Raw genomic sequence first — 18502 nt, forward strand, 5'->3', positions numbered from 1 at the left:
CGTTTCCACGGCTTTGATATTTATTGGTTTGTTCGTATTATTTGTTCTTGGATTCCAGTATACCGGCTGCCTGTAACAGTTTGTTATAAGCTACAAGGGCATCTGCTTTTGCGTAAGCGTAGTTCAGGTGCGACTGTAGGTTAGCCACGTCTGCATCAAGCAGGTCGGTGGTGGTAGCCAGGTTGTTGTCGTGCTTGTTCTTCGTGATCCGGTAGTTTTCTTCTGATTGTTCGATTGCCTTAATATAAGTGTCCATCTTCTTATGGCTCAGGAGATAGTTTTCGTAAGACTGATACACGTCCAGGTGTATACGTTCTGCGATCATCTCTTCGTTGGCCTGTACTTCTGCCATTTGAGCTTTGGCACCGGCTACTTTTGATCCTGATTTCCAGAGAGAAGCTATATTATATTTAACACCTACGCCCGCAGTTATTGCATTGGTAATGGTGATGACATTAGGAACGTAAGCGGCGATGTATCCACCGGTGAGTGCCAGTGAAGGATAGTAATCGGCTTTTGCTCCTTTGATACCTGCTGCTGCTGCCTTTTCACGGAAGCTGAGGGCGGCGGCATCTTTACGGTTCTGATAGGCCAGTTGTTCAAACTCTGCTACTCCACGACCATCTACCCCGTTGTCTACTTTAAAGGTGGTGGTATCTACCTGGATGTCCGTGTTATCGGGCAGGCCCAGCATGATGTCCATGTTCAGGTTAGCGATTTTCAGGTTGTTTTCCGCATCCATTAAAGCTACCTGGTAGTTAGACTGTTGCAGTTCTGCTTTCAACAAGTCGTTACGCGCCAGGAGTCCGTTCTGTTCTTTATTGGAAAACTCTTTCACTCTTTCATCTGACTGGCGGATGTTTTCCCGTACCAGTGAAACTGCTTCTTTCGCCTTAAACAGGTTGCTGTAGGCTGCGATGGTGTTCGCGATCACATCTTCTCTGTTCTTATCTACATCCAGTTTGGCAGCTGTTTCCAGGTAACGGGCCGATTCTTTACCAGCCTGTAACTTACCACCCGCAAAAATCGGGAGTGATACGTTGGCGGATCCGTAAGCAGCCTGGTTTACTTTGGGGCTTTCTGAAGAACCTCCACTGCCGCTACCCATTTTCAGTTTCAGATCTATGTTGGGCTGTGTGAGGCGCATGTAAGATCCTGAGATACTGGCATCTGGTAACTGACGTTCGTTTGCTTCTTTGAGTGAGGCAGTAGCCTGCGCTACTTTTGCGTTACTCACTTTTAATTGTTTGCTGTTTTGTATACTCAGCGATATGGCTTCATTTAACGAAAGCGGTTTTACGCTCTGTTGTGCGGTTGCTGTCTGAAAGAAAAAAGTCAGCAGGATTCCCGATGTAAGCGCATATAATCGTGTGTATATGCTTCTAGAATTCATGTGTTAGGATTGCTTTGAACAATTTTTTTAAATGTATACTTACTCTGTTCTTGATATACACGCTAAACTCTGCTTCGGTAGTCACATCGGCAGGTGCGTTTTTTTTAAGTATATGTTGGGCAGGTATTACCTGGTGAATAGTCCCGAATAAAGTAGTCATCAACATTTCCACGTCTACATCTTTATCAAAGATGCCAGCTTCCTGGGCGTTGGTAACAATAGGCTGCATCAGTCCCAGCATCTCTCCTTTCAGTTGCCAGATCAGATCCCTTACCGGGCTTTGCTGGCTGTTCAGTTGCTCCCGGCTCATAATACACTGGAAGTATTGCTCTCCCAACATCTTATTGATAAACCGGTCAATCAGACTATTTATTTTTTCCAGGGGCTCCATAGTATCGTTCTCCAATAATTCATTGATGAACTTACGGGACGCCTCCAGCCTATAGGTGAAAATTGTTTCCAGCAACTTGTCCTTTGATCCGAAATAATAGGAGATCATGGCAATGTTCACATCCGCTTCCTGTGCTATATCTCTTACCGAAGTGCCATGAAAGCCCTGATCGGCAAACAGCCGCTCTGCAACTTTTAAAATTGAGAGCTGTTTTTCACTATACTCTTCCATGTTCCTTTTTTGATTTGACACCACAAAACTAAACAAACGTTTAATTTAAACAAGCGTTTATTTAATCGATTGTTTAAATTTTATTTTTAATAACTTATATTATATTGATTATCAAATATAATTATAAAAATTTTAAGCTATTTTTAATATTTCTTAATAATTGCTTCATATAGAACGTTAAAATTTGACCTTTAAGCGACTGTTTTTATAATAGAATTTTATAATTTAATAAGACGACTAACACCTCCTTTCATGCGTTTTCCTCGTTCATTTCCTGGTATGCTTCTATTTGCCGGCTTCTTCACCGGCACACTGGATATCCTTTCTGCGGCCGTCTATTTTACCATCGTCAGCCATGGGAAACCACTCACCCTGCTGTTTGCCTACATCAGCAGCGGCGTATTTGGCAAAGCCGCCTTTAACGGCGATCCGGCAATGGCCGCCTGGGGACTGCTGTTTCATTATTTTATCGCCTTCTCCTGGTCATTTATCTTCCTCGTCATCTATCCTAAAATCATGGTCCTGCGGCGGTCCCCCATTGCCACCGGACTGGTATATGGCGCCTTCATCTGGAGCTTCATGCAGTTCATTGTATTACCACTCAGCCACGTGCCACACGGCCCCCTGCGCCCCGTCAGCGCGCTGATCAACATGGCTATTCTCATGGTAATGATTGGGCTGCCACTCTCCTTTATCGGCCGCCGTTATTACGCTACCCCGCAATAAATGACCCGGGCGGCGGCTCCCCCAACGCGAATCCCATCTCCCGAAAACTCCCGGGTAATAAAAAATGCTAAATCGATTTTTCTAAACCAAAAAATATGTATCTTAGGGCTGCACAGCCAACAAACCGAGTCACGCTTTGCCAGCATGAGCACTATATATCAACACTGCAACCAAAATTAATCGCACAGGGAATGAAGCACTCCATTAAGCTCTATATCCTGACCGCCATACTATGTATAGTAGCCCTGGCTATTGTACAGTTTCTCCTGTTGTATAATACCTACCAGCTGCTCGATAGCCGCTTTAACTACCAGGAGAAAGGCCGCATCGGTGAAACCTATAACCTCGCGATCGCCGACGATAAACTATTTCCCGGCGGACAACCACTGATCGATAGCATCATCATTCCGCAATATGCCTACCTGGAAAACGTTTATAAAACAAATCCCCGCCGCTTCGATACCACCGCCCAACAGCTGGTGAACCACCTTATACAGGTACTCCAGCAACATGAAAACGCCGACAGCATGCTGAAAGCCATCAAAGCAGCCAACGGTATTAAAGACTCTCTCCTGTATGCCGTATGCATTCACCGGCTCGATATCAGATTCAAAGAGAACCAGTACATCAACCTCTATAACCGCTTTAAAAAATATCCGCTCATCCCCGCCCAGCAGCAACATGAAAAGGGATTATATATTTGCGGTAACCTCCGGCAGCTCACGCAAAACAACGCCGCATCTTCACTGGTAGCCAATTCTCCCCTGCCCTATTCTTACTCGTTGTCTTTTTCCTTTTATGCGGATCCATACAACCGCCGCACCCTCGTATTGCGGCAAATGAGATATACCATTCTTCCCGGCATACTCACCCTGCTCGCCGTGATTACACTCTTCGGAATTACCCTGCGCAAATGGATACATCAAAAGCATTTATCGGATATGAAATCCGACTTTATCAATAACATCTCCCACGAATTCAACACACCCATCACCGCCATCATGGTGGCCAATAAAAATATACAGAACGAAAAAACACTGGACAATAAAGAAAGCCTGCTGGCATTATCTGCGATCATTCACCGGCAGGCAGAACGATTGAAATTACTGGTGGAAAAAGTAATCAATGTAGCCGCTACGGATCAACTGCAACTCAAACTCACGCGCCATGATCTGCAGGAACTCATCACCGAAATACTGGCCATCTATCGCATGAATGCCGTCAATAAAGGCATCCGCTTTGTGTTTGACCCGCAGCCTTTACCGGCCGTTATTGAAACAGATACCTTTCATTTTACCACACTACTGCAAAATATACTGGACAACGCGGTGAAGTATAATGATCACGCACAGAAAGAAGTGATACTCCGCATTATACCACAAAAAGAAAACTTACAGCTGGTTATAAAAGATAATGGTATCGGCATGGATGCCCATACCCAACGCCATATTTTTGAAAAATTCTATCGCCACCAACCCCGGCTTTCCAAGCCCACCAAAGGTTTAGGACTTGGCCTCTATTATGTAAAGCAATGTGTGGATACACATGGCTGGACCATCCACGTGGAAAGTGAGCCGGGCGTTGGCAGCACCTTTACCATTTGCATACCCGCAAAAACAAGTACACATGAAACATCGCATTCTGCTGCTGGAAGATGAAACCGATCTGGGTAATGTAGTAAAACAATACCTGGAACTAATGGACTTTGAAGTAGACTGGCAACAAAACGGCCAGTCCGCCCTGGAAGCCTTTATCGCTACGCCCCAGGCGTGGCATATCCTGCTCATCGACATTAACCTTCCTGAAATGGATGGATTTGATTTCGCACAACGCGTAGCGAAAATACAACCCCATGTACCCTTCCTTTTTCTCACGGCACGCGGAGAAAAAAAAGACCGGCTGCATGGATTAAAGATCGGCGCAGACGACTATATCATAAAGCCTTTCGATGTAGATGAACTGGTGCTGCGTATAAAAAATATCCTGAAGAGAAACCAGGGAATCACCCACCAGTCGCCCAATACCATCGACTTAGGCGGCATGCGTTTTTATAAAGATTCCCTGAAACTGGTTGATATCAATGGGAAAGAAACCATTCTCACTCCGCTGGAAAGTGATTTGCTATTACACTTTTATCACAACAGCAATAAGGTAATCCGCCGGGAAGATATCCTTCATCATGTATGGGGAACCAATGATTATTTTGTGGGAAGGAGCCTGGATGTTTTTGTATCCCGCTTCCGTAAATACTTCCAGGGCAATGAACATATCAGTATACGGAATGTATACGGCATCGGGTTTATGTTTAATCTTTCCTGATAAAAAAAGGGCGGGCGCTACATCGCTCAAGGGCCCGCCCCTGCACATCTTGAACCATTACAAGATGCTGTGCCTGTTTATCAACCGTATCTTGACGAGTTAAAAAAAGATAAATCGGGGAAAAACAAATACAGGAGGAGCCAGCTGCTGCAATAGTGTTTTTCATAGTCATACATAGTTAACAGGCTTATTTCAAAAAGGTTCACCCGCTTCCCCGGAAAAATTTATGCCCGCTTATTCGTACTTTGCGGGTATAATCCGTTACCCGCCATGCAAGCTATTGAGCTCATAGACCAACAATATTTTTCCAGCCAGTACCGGTTCATGGCGCCGGCGCCGGATCTCGCGGAGCATGTGGTGTATTACTGGCTGCTGGACCTTCGCCAGCCCCATTTACAACAACAGGAGTTCCGGGAATTATTGCTGGCCAACCTCTGTTCCTCGCTGGTCCTCAACCTGGGCGCTCCTTTCGAAATATATGATGCACAAAACAGTTTCCTGCATGCCAGTACCCATAGTGAATTAATTGGCTACCGGCCCACTGCCGTGGCCTATCGCCATCTCTTTAATAACTACCTGGTGGGCATCAAATTTAAACCTGCCTCGCTCAATTACCTCTTTCATATCCAAGGCGCCGATATCAATGGCAAAACCCTGGTTGCCGGCGATGCCCTGCCGCATATCTCCCGGTTGGAATCTGCGGTATACGAAGCCACTAATGCCGCGCAAATCAAAACATTGCTGGATGAGTTTCTCCGCGCGCAATCGCCTTTACCTGCTGCCGGCAGGCATTTTCATTATGTACAGCAATCGCTCAACAGTCCGGCCCTGCTACAATCCGGCTACCAACTAAAAAAACTGGCTGCCTTGCTATATCTTTCTCCCCGCACACTGGAAAGGTATTTTACAGCATCATTGGGTGTGCAACCCAAGCATTGCCTGTCGATTCTCCGCTTCCGTGAAGCTGTAATGCAGTATGTACAACACGGTTACAAAGCCGACTGGGAAGCACTGGGGTATCACGACTTCTCACATTTCCGGAAAGACTGGCGGCAGCGGAGTTTGTCTTTTTCAGGATTATACTGATTATACTGATTTTACTTTTGATGATTATATTGATTTAACATTTTTTAATCTCCTGAAAATCAAAAATCAAAATCAGTATAATCAGTATAATCCTGAAAAAGACAAACTGTCGCGTTTTTACACCAACTCCTGTTACTACTCCCCCTAAGTTTGTTGTGCAACAAAAGCACTCGTCTATGTTTTCCACCCAGCGCAAAAGGCTAATCAGCCAGCTTCCGCCAGATGCCGTCGCTATTCTGACTGCCAACGATATTATGCCTACCAACGGAGATGGTACCATGCGGTACGTTCCCAATGTAAACCTCTACTACCTCACCGGTATCAAAGAAGATGATGCCATGCTGGTACTTTGTCCGCATCACCCGGAGCCATCCCTGCGGGAAATATTATTCATCCGCCGCACCGATCAACTCTATGTAAAATGGTTGGGGCACCGCCTCGACAAACCTGCTGCGGCCAAAATATCCGGTATTGATACCGTGTACTTCACCGATGAATACGACGTGATCATGAAAAAAGTGATCCCGTTGTGTCGCCGTATTTTTCTCTACAGCAATGAACACGCCCGTTCCGAAAACGAAACACAAACCCGTGAAGACCGGCTCCTGCTAGACTGTAAGCGCAAATATCCCCTGCATGAATATGATCGTTTATATCCCCTGCTTGGCCAACAACGCATGGCCAAAACACCGGAAGAAATAGCGCTGCTGCGCCAGGCCTGTAAAGTAACCGGCGCCGGTTTCCGGCGATTGCTGCCATTCATAAAGCCCGGCAAAACCGGCTACCAGGTAGCCGCCGAATTAATTCATGAATATATGCAGCACCATACCACCTGGGCCGATTACGAGCCCGTCGTAGCTTTTGGCGCAGATACCTGCATACTTCACTACCGCGCCAATGAAACCGCCGGAAAAGACGGCGACCTGGTACTGATAGACGCTGCCGCCAGCCAGGATCTGTACAATGCTGACCTTACCCGCACCATTCCGGTGAATGGTCGTTATACACCGCGGCAACGTGCCTACTACGACGCCGTACTGCACGTACATCACCAGGTGCGGCAATACGTACGCGCCGGCATTCATATGAAAGACGTGTGGCAGGCATCGAACGAACTGATACTGGAAGCACTCTGCAAACTAAACCTCTGTACACCCGATGATATCCGCCGTAACGGCGCGGCCTTCTACCTGCAGAAATACAGCTATCATAACGTATCCCATTTCATTGGTCTCGATGTACACGACCCCGCCTGGCTCCACCAACAACTGCCGGTGGGCGCAGTCATCACCAACGAACCAGGTATTTACAATGCAGAAGAAGGTATTGGTATCCGGATAGAAAACAACCTGCTGGTAACCGCCAACGGATGCGAAGATTTAATGGCGGATATTCCGAAAGAGGCAGCGGAGATAGAGGAATTGATGAACAGCTTTTAGCTTTTAGCGATTAGCTTTTAGCTTTTAGAAAAAATGCAGCGGAGATCATGTTCTTCGCTGCATTTTTTCTAAAAGCTAAAAGCTAATCGCTAAAAGCCTATTTACTTATTTAAGTGAATTAATCCACGTCGCAATCTTCACTGCATCAGCTTGCGGCACCTGCGGGAAAGGCGGCATTGGCGTTGCATAGCCAGGCCAGTTTTCCGGTTTAGGATTTTTGATCAGCGCTAATATTTTTGCTACAGAGTAGTTTCTCTTGGCAACATCTTTAAAGCCCGGACCAACCTGTTTTTTGTCGGGGTTGTGGCAGGAAGAACAAGTGTATTTGTTCAGCAAAGGTTTTACCTGCTCATAGGTCAGTGCCTTGGTAGTAGCTGCTACGGCTGCAGTAGATGCTGCTTTCGCATCCGCTACTTTCGTAGCTGTGGTAGCCGGTTTGGCAGCAGAGTTTTTAGTGCTCAGTGCAGATACCGGGAGCTTGTCGCCATCAGGAATGTTGTTCAGCGTGTAGTATACATCCGGATGTACCAGTGAATAAGAACGTTCCGTAGTACGGATGCCATTCAGACTCAGTTTGTGGATATAGTACTGACGCAGGCCGTCTATTACCAGGCGTACTTTCATACCATCAGGAGATACCTGTACACCTTTGATGTTCAGTTTTTCTGTATTCACGGTAGGGCTACCGTAAACAGGATGGTATTTATAGATGAAGCTTTCTACATTGTAAGACGCGATATCTTCTGCATACTTTTTATCTACCGGCTGGGTGAAGGTAATTTCAAAACCATCGGGCATAGCGCTTACAGTTCTCATTTCAAAAGGCACGCGGTTGTTCCAAACGAGGCGTTGCAGGCCCTGGTTGGCATCACCGGCAGAACCCCATCCACGGTTGGTTTCACCTACAAAGAGGGAACCATCTTTACCCCAGGCGAGGCGCAGTACGCCCGACTGGAAGCCGCTTCTGAAATCCCAGGCAGCACCCTGGTATTCTCCTTTTACTTTTTCCAGGAATACACGCATGATTTTACTTTGTCCCTGATCGCCGATCAGTACTTGTTTGGCGAATGGTCCAAAGCTGCCTTCCGGAATAGTAGTGATCTGTGAGTTAGAAATACCCAATACGCCATGAGGCAGCCATACAGCAGGCAGCTGTACTTCAGGGAAGTATTTCTTCATGTCGAACAGTGTCACAAATTTTTCGTTTTCCACGTTCTCTGGTTTGATCGCGTTGCCATTGGCATCTCTGCGGAAGCGTGGATCTACTTTAGCGTATAATTCTTCGGTGGTCAGTTTCACCGGAGAATTAGGCAGGCCGGTCCAGCGTAAGCCTGCAGGGTGACCAACAAAGCTACCTTTCTTCACGTGGGTGAGTCCACCGGATCCCATCCAGTCGCCCTGGTTCTCTGTATAGAACAGTTCTCCGTCGATCATACCGAGGCCGCAGGGAGAGCGGAAACCGGTAGCCCATGGTTCCATTTTACCATCTTCAGTAATGTGCATCATCCATCCTCTCCAGGGAACACGGCTTTCACCGCGCCACCATTCTTCATCACCGAAGGCTACGTTGCCGGATACGAAGAAAGAGCCATCTGTGCCCAGTACGGGGCCAAAGCTGTATTCATGATAGTGACCGGATAACGGCCAGGCATATACGGTTTCGAACAGGTCCATTTTACCGTCCATGTTGGTGTCGGTCATTTTGGTTAGTTCACCGCGTTGTGCGCAGTAGAGGGAACCATTTTTATAAGCCAGCCCCAGTACTTCATGCAGTCCGGAAGCTACTTTCCTGAAGTAAGGTTTGTTGCTGGTAGGATTCTCTACAATAAAGATGTCACCGCGGCGGGTAGCTACGCCCAGGTCCCCGTTCGGGAGGGTGCATAAACCACCTACTTCCAGCAGGGTTCCTTCGGGTGAACTGATGCGCGCAATGCGGAAAAAGTCCTCTTCCTTGGGAGATTCCTGTGCCTTTACAGAAGTGATAGCGGTGGTCATCAGGAACATACCGGCGGCTATTCCTGCTGTAATTCTTTTATAATTCAGTTTCATAATAGTCATTAGTATTGCTGCTTAGAAGATAACCGCGTAGCCTGTTTTGGCCTGTACCGGCATAATCAGTTCTGCACGTCCGTTCTGGTTGCGGATGATAGGAGTTGCTTTGGCATCGTCCATCTTCACATAATAAGATTTATCACCGATCACATACAGGCCCGGAGACAACTGCTCTATACTATCTCCAACGGCTATACGGAGATAAAGATCTGCGGCAGGTTGTTGCACCGTAACGGTACGATGAATCCCCTGGTTTTCCGGCAGCACACTGATATCGTCTGTAACGGCAGTACCGTATACGTTGTAATGGAAAGTAGGTTTTCCGGATTCATCCAGTGCATAGCCGGTTGGACGGAAGCTGGTGCCGGCGGTATCTGTAGTCCAGGCAGCGTCTTTGTTAGCCAGTTTTGCGATGGCCAGGGCCGGCTGGTTGGTCAGCACCTGTACGGTACCCATTGGGCGGGAAGAACCGTCGCCGCGGTCGTGCCACATGGGGGTGGTATTGAGGAATTCGCCGCGCCATACCTGCATCGGTAAGCCGTTATCCATATCATAAGTGTAATGCACTTTAGTGGGGCTGCCTACAGAAATCGCATGTACTACGCGTTTTCCGCCACGAACATCCATAAAGCTGCGCAGTACGGTGTTTTCGTTGGCAGTTACCAGGATTGGATCGGTAGGATCATCGGCAGGAACGTTCACATCACTGATAACGAATTCGCGGATATTGGCTTCTTTCACGGCTAAGGTGAGGGAAGCTTTTGCCCAGTCGGTATTTTTAGCATACAGTACTTCTACCGGGTAGTTGCCGGCAGCGAGTTCAATTTGACCGTTGCCATCCCATCCACGTGGGTTGATCACCGCCTGGTTGTTTATTTTCAGCATACCCGGGCCGCCGGAAGTATGCAGGTTGAAATGATAGGTACCTGCTGCTTTTACGGACAGTGTAGCCGTATAACGCACCAGGAATTCGTTGTCCGGCAGGCCGGTAACATTCGGGGTCAATTGCGCGGCGGTGCCGGTAGCAATAGGTTTCAGCGTAGCAAAGTCCGGTTGTTTATCGAACTGGCCTTTATATACGCTGTATTTCACGTCCTGTAACGTTGGTTTGGGAGCGCTGTAGTTGTTGATGACGATGTTTCTGAAGGCCACGGTACCATGATCGCCTTGTATGCGGAGCGGTCCGGAAGCAACTTCATTATTCTCCATGGCGCCGCGGGTGGGGCCGGACAGTACCACGTTTTCCTGGATGGTAACGCCATTCAGTTCCAGCTTTAAGATAACAGCATCGGCAATTTTGTTGCCGGCGGCATCGAAGCGGGGTGCCTGGAAGGCAATTTTCATGTGCTGCCATAAGCCGGGAGCGCGACTTACATTCTGACGGGGAGCATGCCCATCATAGCCTTGCTGGCCCGATGGTTTACTGTCGTCCCAGCGTTGATAGATACCGCCATTGTCGGCGGCGCTTGGGCTGATAGTGCCCCAGCTGTCGAGTAGCTGAATTTCATATCGTCCCTGCAGATAAATCCCGGAATTGGAACCTTTAGCCATGAGGTAGTCGAGTTCCAGGTCCAGGTCACCATGTTGTAATGAGCTGAAGAGGTCTTTTCCGTGGGCATTCTTTTCTGGTAAGTTTACCAGGATACCTGTACCTGCAGTGGTTTGCAGTACATTGTTCTGTTGCAGGTCTGCTTTCACGCCGCCGGCTATACGCCAGTTGGCGGCAGGTTGTGCAAATGCAGATAAATCTGTTAATGGCAATTTGTTTTGGGCCATCATCTGCTGACAACTGCCAATACTTAAAATCAATACCAAAGTTCTCCGGTCGTACACACTTAACTGTTTCAACTTTGGACGGAACTTGTTCCATCTAAGCATAGATCTGGATTTTTTTAAAAAGTTTACATTGATTGCTAAATGCATTTAGCTTTTCAGCCATGTGCATCAGTTTCTTTATATCTGTTATCCCAAATGTTAATGAAATTTAAATTCTCAACTACGCTAAAACGTGGAACTATGCTAATTTTCAAACGAGCCAACAAAATAGAAATTAATTGTAACAAAGTTGGTAGCAAGGGTCAAAAAATTACACCAACGGTAAATAAGGGAGGACGGAGAGAAGCTGGTGTGGTTTTTAATTTTATTTAAAAAGAGTGGCGGATGATGGAAGCGGATTTTGTCTTTGTACAGGATTAGACTGATTATACTGATTTTTTTGGGGGATTTAAGAAAGATGGGAGATGAAGGCAAGTATACCTGCTTTCATCTCCCATCATCTTTTAAAATCTCAAAAAAATAATCAGCATAATCAGTCTAATCCTGTACAAAGACAAAATCCGCTACAATTCTGCTTTTACAAGACAAGTCCGAAAGTAGCCAGTTGTTTTACGGTGCTTTCATAGTTGGCATGGCAAATGCCATTAATGCCCAATCCATTGGCCACGTCTACAAACATGGACCGGTCTTCCAGGTACACCACTTCTTCCGGCCGTACCTGCGCAATGTCCAGGGCGATCTTATATATATCAGCATCGGGCTTGCGGAAATGCACAAAGCAGGAAGAAATATAAAAGTCAACGAAGCTGCTGATATTAAAATGCTTGATCCGGTGCTCATTCAACTCCCGGCCTTCATTATTAACGATCGCAATTTTCAGTTTATACTTTGCTTTCAGTTTTGTTACCAGTTCCAGCATTTCCGGGTAAGGCGCACTTTGCGCGAACATGAAATCACGGAACTCCTGTCGTGTAAAGGAGCGGTCTTCATAAAATACCACCCGGTTCAGGTATTCATCCAGGGTCAGTTTGCCTTCTTCGTAGGTATCGAAAGTAAGGTGGTGCCTTTCTTCCATTTCTACAGCATCCAAACCATAAGTTTGAATAGCCAGCTTGCGGGCAGCCCTGTCCCAGCCATTGGTGAGCAATACCCCACCGATATCCAGGAATAAGGTGGTAATTTTTGTATGGTTATCCATCATGAAAAAATTTATCAGGTCACTAAAATAACGCTATCCTTGCATTAAAACATCATCATGCAAATACGCCAGGCAACCCTTACTGATATTCCGGCATTAAAAAACCTGTACCAGGGCACCATTACGCACATTAACAGCCGGCACTATAACCCGGCACAAATCAGCGCCTGGGCAGCCAGGGGCGAAAGAATTACTTCTCTCGAAAAAAAAATTAAAGAACAATATTTTTATGTAGCCATCACGGCAGACGATATGATCACGGGCTTTGCCTCCCTGGAACCTGATGGGGAACTGGATATGATGTTTGTACACAAAGACTTCCAGGGACAAGGTGTGGCTACACTACTCATACAGCAAATCTATGATCAGGCGGCGGCATTGAAACTATCTAAGCTCACGTCTTACGTGAGTATCACGGCAAAACCATTTTTCGAAAAACAAGGATTCCGGGTAGTGAAAAAACAGGAGGTGCAATTGGGGGATGTAGGGCTGGAGAACTATGAAATGGTAAAGACTATTTGATGGAGCAGAAAGCAGAAAGCGAAAAGCAGAAAGCAAAAAGCTATTAAAGCGATTGACATAAGCGAGTATTTAAAGTATTTATCCGCTTATGTCAATCGCTTTAATAGCTTTTTGCTTTTCGCTTTCTGCTCAATTATTTACTTTTCTTCACTTTCCGCTCTGTCACATATCCGTTGAAGCTCATGGCGGATCTATCATTGCTGGTTACCTGCAGAGACGCATAACCTTCGCTGGAAACCGTTAAATTCATGGACTGCACGGATTTATTGTCTTTAGGCTTGATGGTAATGTTCCATCCATCCTTTTTCCCAGCCTTCACTGTGTAATCGAAGGATTTGGTTTTGAAATCCAGTGGCGATTTGGTGGCGCCGTAATCAGCGGTATATGCCCGTCCAAAAAACGGCAGGTAGCTGACAACGGAATCGGCGGAAACAGTCAGGTTATAATCCGGCGTGATATTCCGCATGCGGCCACCCATCGGGAAGGCATTCTGTGCCACGAATACATAGTTTTGCGCATCAATAAGTGATTTAATCTGCGCTATTTTTTCGGCTTTTTTCTGCGCTTTGGTTTCCTGCGCAAAAAGGCTGGTAGTAACGGTAAGGGCCAGCGCAAAAAGCAGGCATGTTTTTAAAATAAAGAACCTTTTCATATAGTAAGATTTAACGTATGAGGATGTGCGAATATCGTACCATAACAGCCGTCCATTATTATTTGTTTGCCTGGCTTCCTGTTAAATAACTTAATTTTAAGAGATGATTAAACCGGAACCATGCCTAACCCTTATATTTCTCTACTGAAAACTGCCTGGAAATATGCCCGGCATCAGCGTAAAAAATACCTGCTGGTATATACTTTATTTTTCCTGGCGAATATTGTCTTCTCGCTAACACCCATGCTGTTTGGGTGGTTCATTGGCAAAGCACAACAGGATACTGCTCACCTGCTCCGGTATACACTGCTTTATGTAGGTGGATACTTCGCCATCAAGTTCGGGGAATGGTGTCTTCATGGTCCTGCCAGGATCATGGAACGGCAACTAGCCTTTAACCTGAGCCGTAACTTCCTGCAGGAGCGGTATCACCAGGCCCTTCATTTACCTGTCAAATGGCACCAGGACAATCATAGCGGTTCGGTGATCAACCGGATCAGGAAGGCGTATGAATCGCTCAAAGAATTCTTTGAGCGCGGATTTATGTACCTGCATGCCCTTTGCAAGCTGCTATTCTCCGTGGTTGCCATGTTATACTTCTCTCCTCTGTATGGTAGTATTGGTATCGTTATGGGCGTATTATGTATGTGGTTGTTGCTTCGCTTTGACCGGCCTTTTATCAAAACGCTGAATGAAATGAATGAGCGGGAACATGTGGTATCTGCCACGTTGTTTGACAGCTTGTCCAATATCATGACGGTGATCACCCTGCGATTGGAAAAAAGCATGGAAAACGGGCTGCTGGCAAAAGTACAGCGTATATGGCCCCCGTTCCGGAAAAATACCCTGATCAATGAATGGAAATGGTTTGTGGCCGAAATGGTGATTACCCTGATTTACTGTGTGATTGCCCTGGGTTATACTTTACAACATTGGGTACCGGGAGAAGTATTCCAGGTAGCGGGTCTGGTGATGCTGTTGGGCTATGTAAACCAGTTCACCAGCGTATTCCAGGACGCCGCCTGGCAGTATACTGATGTGGTACAGTTCAATACCGCTGTAGAAACGGCGTCTAATATCAGTGACGCCTATACGGCGCATCACCGGCCAGATACCGCGCCGGAGTTACCGGAACACTGGCAGCAAATTACCATTCGGCAACTCAGCTTTTCACATGTGGCCGACAGCGAAGAAGTGAATGCACCTCACAGTTTACATCACCTCGACCTCCTGATAGAAAAGGGGAAGAAGATAGCACTGATAGGCGCCAGCGGCAGCGGAAAAAGCACCCTGCTGGCCATATTGCGGGGACTATACGAACCATCGGCCACTACGGCCCTGAAGCTCGACGGAGAGCCGTTACCGTTAGCCTCCCTGAATGAAAGCGTAACACTGTTTCCGCAGGAACCTGAGATTTTTGAAAATACAATCGAATATAACATTACCCTGGGCCTCCCCTTCTCTTCCGAAGAAGTACTGGCCGTATGTGAGAGCGCACATTTTTCAGAAGTGGTGGAGCAGTTACCCCAGGGGCTGGCAGCCGATATCCGGGAAAAGGGCGTGAATCTTTCCGGTGGACAAAAACAGCGGCTGGCATTGGCACGGGGCATCCTGGCGGCCCGCGACAGCCAGGTAATACTCCTCGATGAGCCTACCAGCAGTGTAGATCCTAAAACCGAAGCGATGATCTATGATAAAATGTTCCAGGCATTTGCAGATAAAGCAGTGATTTCTGCTATGCACCGGTTACACCTGTTACCCCAGTTCGATTACATTTATGTATTGCACCAGGGTAATATTGTAGCAGAAGGAACTTTCGCTTATCTACGTGAACATAGTCCGGCATTCCAGGAATTGTGGAGACACCAGGAGAGTAACTAAATGGTGTGCGTCATGGCTTATGTAGTATTGGCGCCACTTTTTCCTCTATCTCCTGCTTCAGTGTGGCAGAATAGCCAACGGTATTCCAGACTACTACCCCATCCTGGTTAATTAAAAACAAATGAGGAATACCGCTGTTGTGTTTTTTTTATCATGCAAAGTATACTGTTACTTAAGAATGGACCACTCATATATTAAAAATTATTACCTTTGATGGCAGACCATTATCAGACAAATTGATTTTTAGGAAAAGGATAGCTATTATCCTTGGGTGGATATAACATTTTAACGACCTGAGTATCAGCAATTGTCTCCCTATATTTTCATCCTATGAAAAGGTTCTCTCCCAGGAGCTATTAGACAGACACTATGACAACCATATGCAAAAAATTTCACTGTACGACCTGAAGCGCAAAGTGAAAATCAGCCAGGAGCCAGATGAAATTATCACCGGGCTTGGGTACAATCTATCTTCTCTTACCAGGGATGAGCGTTCTGAATTACTTTGTGATTTACTCGAAAACCAGGAAATATTTTTTGAAGCAGCAGAACTGTTAATTGAAGAAGGGGGAGCAGATATACATTACAAGAAAGAGGGTATTATTCCTATTATCTTTTGTGCAGTAGGGGCTAACAAGCCACAGGCCGTGCAATACGCCATGAAAAAAGGCGCCCGCCTGATCGTAGATAATCCGGATTATCTTTTTGCCATTGCGTATATTTTTAAGCATAATCGCCTCATGGCGATTACAGATATGTTGTTGCTGCTCATTGAGCATAACATTCATTTTAATTTTGTACTGGCCAGCCTGGATACCCCTTTGCTATTGGCCACCAGGCATAATAACAACCGCGAGGTAGTACAATACCTGTTGTCAGAAGAAGTAGATAAATATGTGTATGACGAAGATGGATTTACCGCTATTCATTATGTCCCCTTTGCCAAAGCGCCTAACCTGTATAAAGATATGATCACCTGTATGGCCGATATACAGGTGAAAGCAAAGTTTGCCACCAGCATGGAACCCGTGTTTGAATGTGTAATCAAAGTAAGTGAGCACCATACATTGGAGGAATTTATTCATGAGGCGATGAATGCCTTCCTGGAAAACAGGCACCGGATGTATGACGATATTTTTGAGAAGTACTATTACCGGCTTCACCTGATAGCCGAGCATATTTCCAACATCCGCGCCGGTGCGGACGATAGCCCCTAAAACCGCACATTTATTTTTTCCTGAGAAATAAATGCAACTTTGTTGCAAATTGTTATCTTTGCTGCTGACTTATACAAACGGACATGCAATCATACGACGTCATTATTACGGGGGGCAGCTATGCCGGGCTATCTGCAGCCATGGCATTGGGCCGCTCACTCAGAAACGTGCTGGTATTGGACAGTGGCGCGCCCTGCAATCAACAAACACCGCACTCTCATAACTTTCTTACACAGGATGGCGCTACGCCAGCCGATATTGCGGCCAAAGCCAAAGCGCAGGTAGCCCAATATCCTACGGTACATTTTAAAAACGGTCTGGCGGTCAGCGCAGCAAAAAATGCCGATGGCTTCGCGTTGCGCACGGTGGCCGGCGAAACCTTCCAGGCCCGCCTCCTGCTTTTTGCGACGGGGGTGAAAGATGAGATGCCTGCCATCACGGGCTTTGCGGAATGCTGGGGCATCTCGGTATTACATTGCCCTTATTGCCATGGCTATGAAGTGAAACAGGTGCCTACCGGTATCCTGGCCAACGGCGACACCGCATTTGACTTTGCCCGGTTGATCAGCAACTGGACCCAACAGTTAACCGTATTTACTAACGGCAGATCCCAATTATCCGAAGAACAAACAGCGAAATTAGCCCAACGCGGAATTTCCGTCAATGAGCAGACAATAAGTGCCATCGTTGCTGAAAATGGACAAGTAAAACACCTGTTGCTGGAAGACGACGGTACCTATCCGCTGCAGGCGGTGTATAGTCGCCCGCCTTTCCGGCAACACTGTCCTGTTCCGGAGGCACTGGGTTGTAACTTAACAGAAATGGGGCATCTGGCGGTAGATCATTTTCATGCGACCAATATTCCAGGTGTATATGCGGCGGGGGATGCCACCTCCCCGATGCGTTCGGTGGCAGCGGCCGTAGCGGCGGGTAATATGGCGGGAGCGGCCATGAACAGGGAACTGATACTGGCTACTTTCTAATCCGGAGAGATATAGTGACCGGTACTTGTATATGTGAAAAGGTTTTGATACTTTAGTTAAACAGACTATTTTGCCATTACCTAAATTAACCAGAATGCTCACAACCCTTACAACTCTGGCCGCTCTATTTTTCCTGGCCCACGTTTTCCTGCTGTTTACCTCTTTTGGAAAGACAGGTTTTCAGAAACAAAAATATTTATGGTCGCACATTACCCTATGGATTACAGGCGCACTGGCCTGCCTGATTGCCATTATGTTTGCCGGCAAATCGGTATCCAGTGTTATCGATGTATTTGATACCCCTGGAAAGGCCGCCTTGCTCCTCCTGATTGCGTTTGCACTATCCGGCGCCGCACACAGCATTGTAAAGTTGTTGGTGTTGCCAAAGTATCAGAAAACGGCATAACTAACGCATACGATTATACGAAAAGGTGTAACAGCTGGCTGTTACACCTTTTTTTGTTGTACGGCTCCTTTAACAAGCTGTATGTTCTTCCTCAGGGTCGTGGTACGGGCTGGCCCTTTTTCTTTCCTGGTAATAAAAAATGCAGTGGATAATGATAACGTTAAAAAAAAACAGGAACGCCCGCCCTCTTTCGTAAGGCAATACCATGGCCTGGTTAACACTAATTAACC

At 46.5% G+C, this 18502-nt stretch carries 17 protein-coding genes; 10 read left to right on the top strand and 7 right to left on the bottom strand.

Annotated elements, in window-relative coordinates:
• Positions 1-37: 37 nt before the first annotated feature.
• Both AC5ZC7_RS17445 and AC5ZC7_RS17450 read right to left on the bottom strand, forming a co-directional pair.
• Positions 38-1393, bottom strand: a complete 1356-nt coding sequence (locus AC5ZC7_RS17445) for a TolC family protein (protein ID WP_496157629.1) — start codon at positions 1391-1393, stop codon at positions 38-40.
• Complete coding sequence (locus tag AC5ZC7_RS17450; protein ID WP_496157628.1) at positions 1383-2015, bottom strand: TetR family transcriptional regulator; 633 nt, start codon at positions 2013-2015, stop codon at positions 1383-1385. Before AC5ZC7_RS17450 ends, AC5ZC7_RS17445 begins: the two co-directional genes overlap by 11 nt.
• A gap of 252 nt (positions 2016-2267) precedes the next feature.
• On the opposite strand from AC5ZC7_RS17450, the gene AC5ZC7_RS17455 reads away from it, so the two are divergent.
• The 3 genes from AC5ZC7_RS17455 (at position 2268) to AC5ZC7_RS17465 (ending at position 5060) form a co-directional block, all read left to right on the top strand.
• Positions 2268-2741: a hypothetical protein gene (locus AC5ZC7_RS17455; RefSeq protein WP_496157627.1), complete on the top strand. Its 474-nt coding sequence runs from the start codon at positions 2268-2270 to the stop codon at positions 2739-2741.
• A 191-nt stretch (positions 2742-2932) separates the two neighbouring features.
• Positions 2933-4399, top strand: a complete 1467-nt coding sequence (locus tag AC5ZC7_RS17460; RefSeq protein WP_496157626.1) for an ATP-binding protein — start codon at positions 2933-2935, stop codon at positions 4397-4399.
• The gene (locus AC5ZC7_RS17465) at positions 4368-5060 is read left to right on the top strand and encodes a response regulator (protein ID WP_496157625.1); all 693 of its coding nucleotides are present in this window, start codon (positions 4368-4370) and stop codon (positions 5058-5060) included. Before AC5ZC7_RS17460 ends, AC5ZC7_RS17465 begins: the two co-directional genes overlap by 32 nt.
• On the opposite strand, the gene AC5ZC7_RS17470 is transcribed toward AC5ZC7_RS17465, so the two are convergent.
• Positions 5047-5226: a hypothetical protein gene (locus AC5ZC7_RS17470; RefSeq protein ID WP_496157624.1), complete on the bottom strand. Its 180-nt coding sequence runs from the start codon at positions 5224-5226 to the stop codon at positions 5047-5049. The genes AC5ZC7_RS17465 and AC5ZC7_RS17470 overlap by 14 nt on opposite strands.
• 104 nt (positions 5227-5330) lie before the next feature.
• On the opposite strand from AC5ZC7_RS17470, the gene AC5ZC7_RS17475 reads away from it, so the two are divergent.
• Positions 5331-6146 (top strand): DUF6597 domain-containing transcriptional factor, encoded by an 816-nt coding sequence (locus AC5ZC7_RS17475; RefSeq protein ID WP_496157623.1) that lies wholly within the window; start codon positions 5331-5333, stop codon positions 6144-6146.
• A gap of 176 nt (positions 6147-6322) precedes the next feature.
• Positions 6323-7585, top strand: a complete 1263-nt coding sequence (locus tag AC5ZC7_RS17480; RefSeq protein WP_496157622.1) for an aminopeptidase P N-terminal domain-containing protein — start codon at positions 6323-6325, stop codon at positions 7583-7585.
• A 105-nt stretch (positions 7586-7690) separates the two neighbouring features.
• Here the strand turns inward: AC5ZC7_RS17480 and AC5ZC7_RS17485 are convergent, their stop codons facing one another.
• The 3 genes from AC5ZC7_RS17485 to AC5ZC7_RS17495 form a co-directional block, all read right to left on the bottom strand.
• A complete protein-coding gene (locus AC5ZC7_RS17485; RefSeq protein WP_496157621.1) occupies positions 7691-9634 on the bottom strand; it encodes a hypothetical protein in 1944 nt (647 codons plus the stop codon).
• A gap of 21 nt (positions 9635-9655) precedes the next feature.
• Entirely contained in the window at positions 9656-11515 is a 1860-nt protein-coding gene (locus AC5ZC7_RS17490; RefSeq protein ID WP_496157620.1) for a 3-keto-alpha-glucoside-1,2-lyase-like domain-containing protein, read from the bottom strand.
• A gap of 475 nt (positions 11516-11990) precedes the next feature.
• Positions 11991-12614 (bottom strand): HAD family hydrolase, encoded by a 624-nt coding sequence (locus AC5ZC7_RS17495; RefSeq protein ID WP_496157619.1) that lies wholly within the window; start codon positions 12612-12614, stop codon positions 11991-11993.
• A gap of 54 nt (positions 12615-12668) precedes the next feature.
• Between AC5ZC7_RS17495 and AC5ZC7_RS17500 the strand changes: the two genes are divergently transcribed.
• Entirely contained in the window at positions 12669-13133 is a 465-nt protein-coding gene (locus AC5ZC7_RS17500; RefSeq protein WP_496157618.1) for a GNAT family N-acetyltransferase, read from the top strand.
• Positions 13134-13266: 133 nt separating this feature from the next.
• Here the strand turns inward: AC5ZC7_RS17500 and AC5ZC7_RS17505 are convergent, their stop codons facing one another.
• Positions 13267-13785 (bottom strand): DUF4251 domain-containing protein, encoded by a 519-nt coding sequence (locus tag AC5ZC7_RS17505; RefSeq protein ID WP_496157617.1) that lies wholly within the window; start codon positions 13783-13785, stop codon positions 13267-13269.
• Between the two features lie 120 nt (positions 13786-13905).
• Here AC5ZC7_RS17505 and AC5ZC7_RS17510 point away from each other — a divergent pair, with 120 nt between their 5' ends.
• The 4 genes from AC5ZC7_RS17510 to AC5ZC7_RS17525 all read left to right on the top strand — a co-directional run bounded on the left by AC5ZC7_RS17510 (position 13906) and on the right by AC5ZC7_RS17525 (position 18272).
• Positions 13906-15666, top strand: coding sequence for an ATP-binding cassette domain-containing protein (locus AC5ZC7_RS17510; RefSeq protein WP_496157616.1), 1761 nt, complete (start codon positions 13906-13908; stop codon positions 15664-15666).
• A 380-nt stretch (positions 15667-16046) separates the two neighbouring features.
• Positions 16047-16883 carry an ankyrin repeat domain-containing protein gene (locus tag AC5ZC7_RS17515; RefSeq protein ID WP_496157615.1) on the top strand — a complete coding sequence of 279 codons (837 nt, stop codon included), beginning with the start codon at positions 16047-16049 and terminating at the stop codon, positions 16881-16883.
• 83 nt (positions 16884-16966) lie between these two features.
• Entirely contained in the window at positions 16967-17866 is a 900-nt protein-coding gene (locus AC5ZC7_RS17520; protein WP_496157614.1) for an FAD-dependent oxidoreductase, read from the top strand.
• A 94-nt stretch (positions 17867-17960) separates the two neighbouring features.
• Complete coding sequence (locus AC5ZC7_RS17525) at positions 17961-18272, top strand: hypothetical protein (protein WP_496157613.1); 312 nt, start codon at positions 17961-17963, stop codon at positions 18270-18272.
• Positions 18273-18502 lie beyond the last annotated feature (230 nt).

The organism is Chitinophaga sp. 9-1-y, from assembly GCF_059511905.2.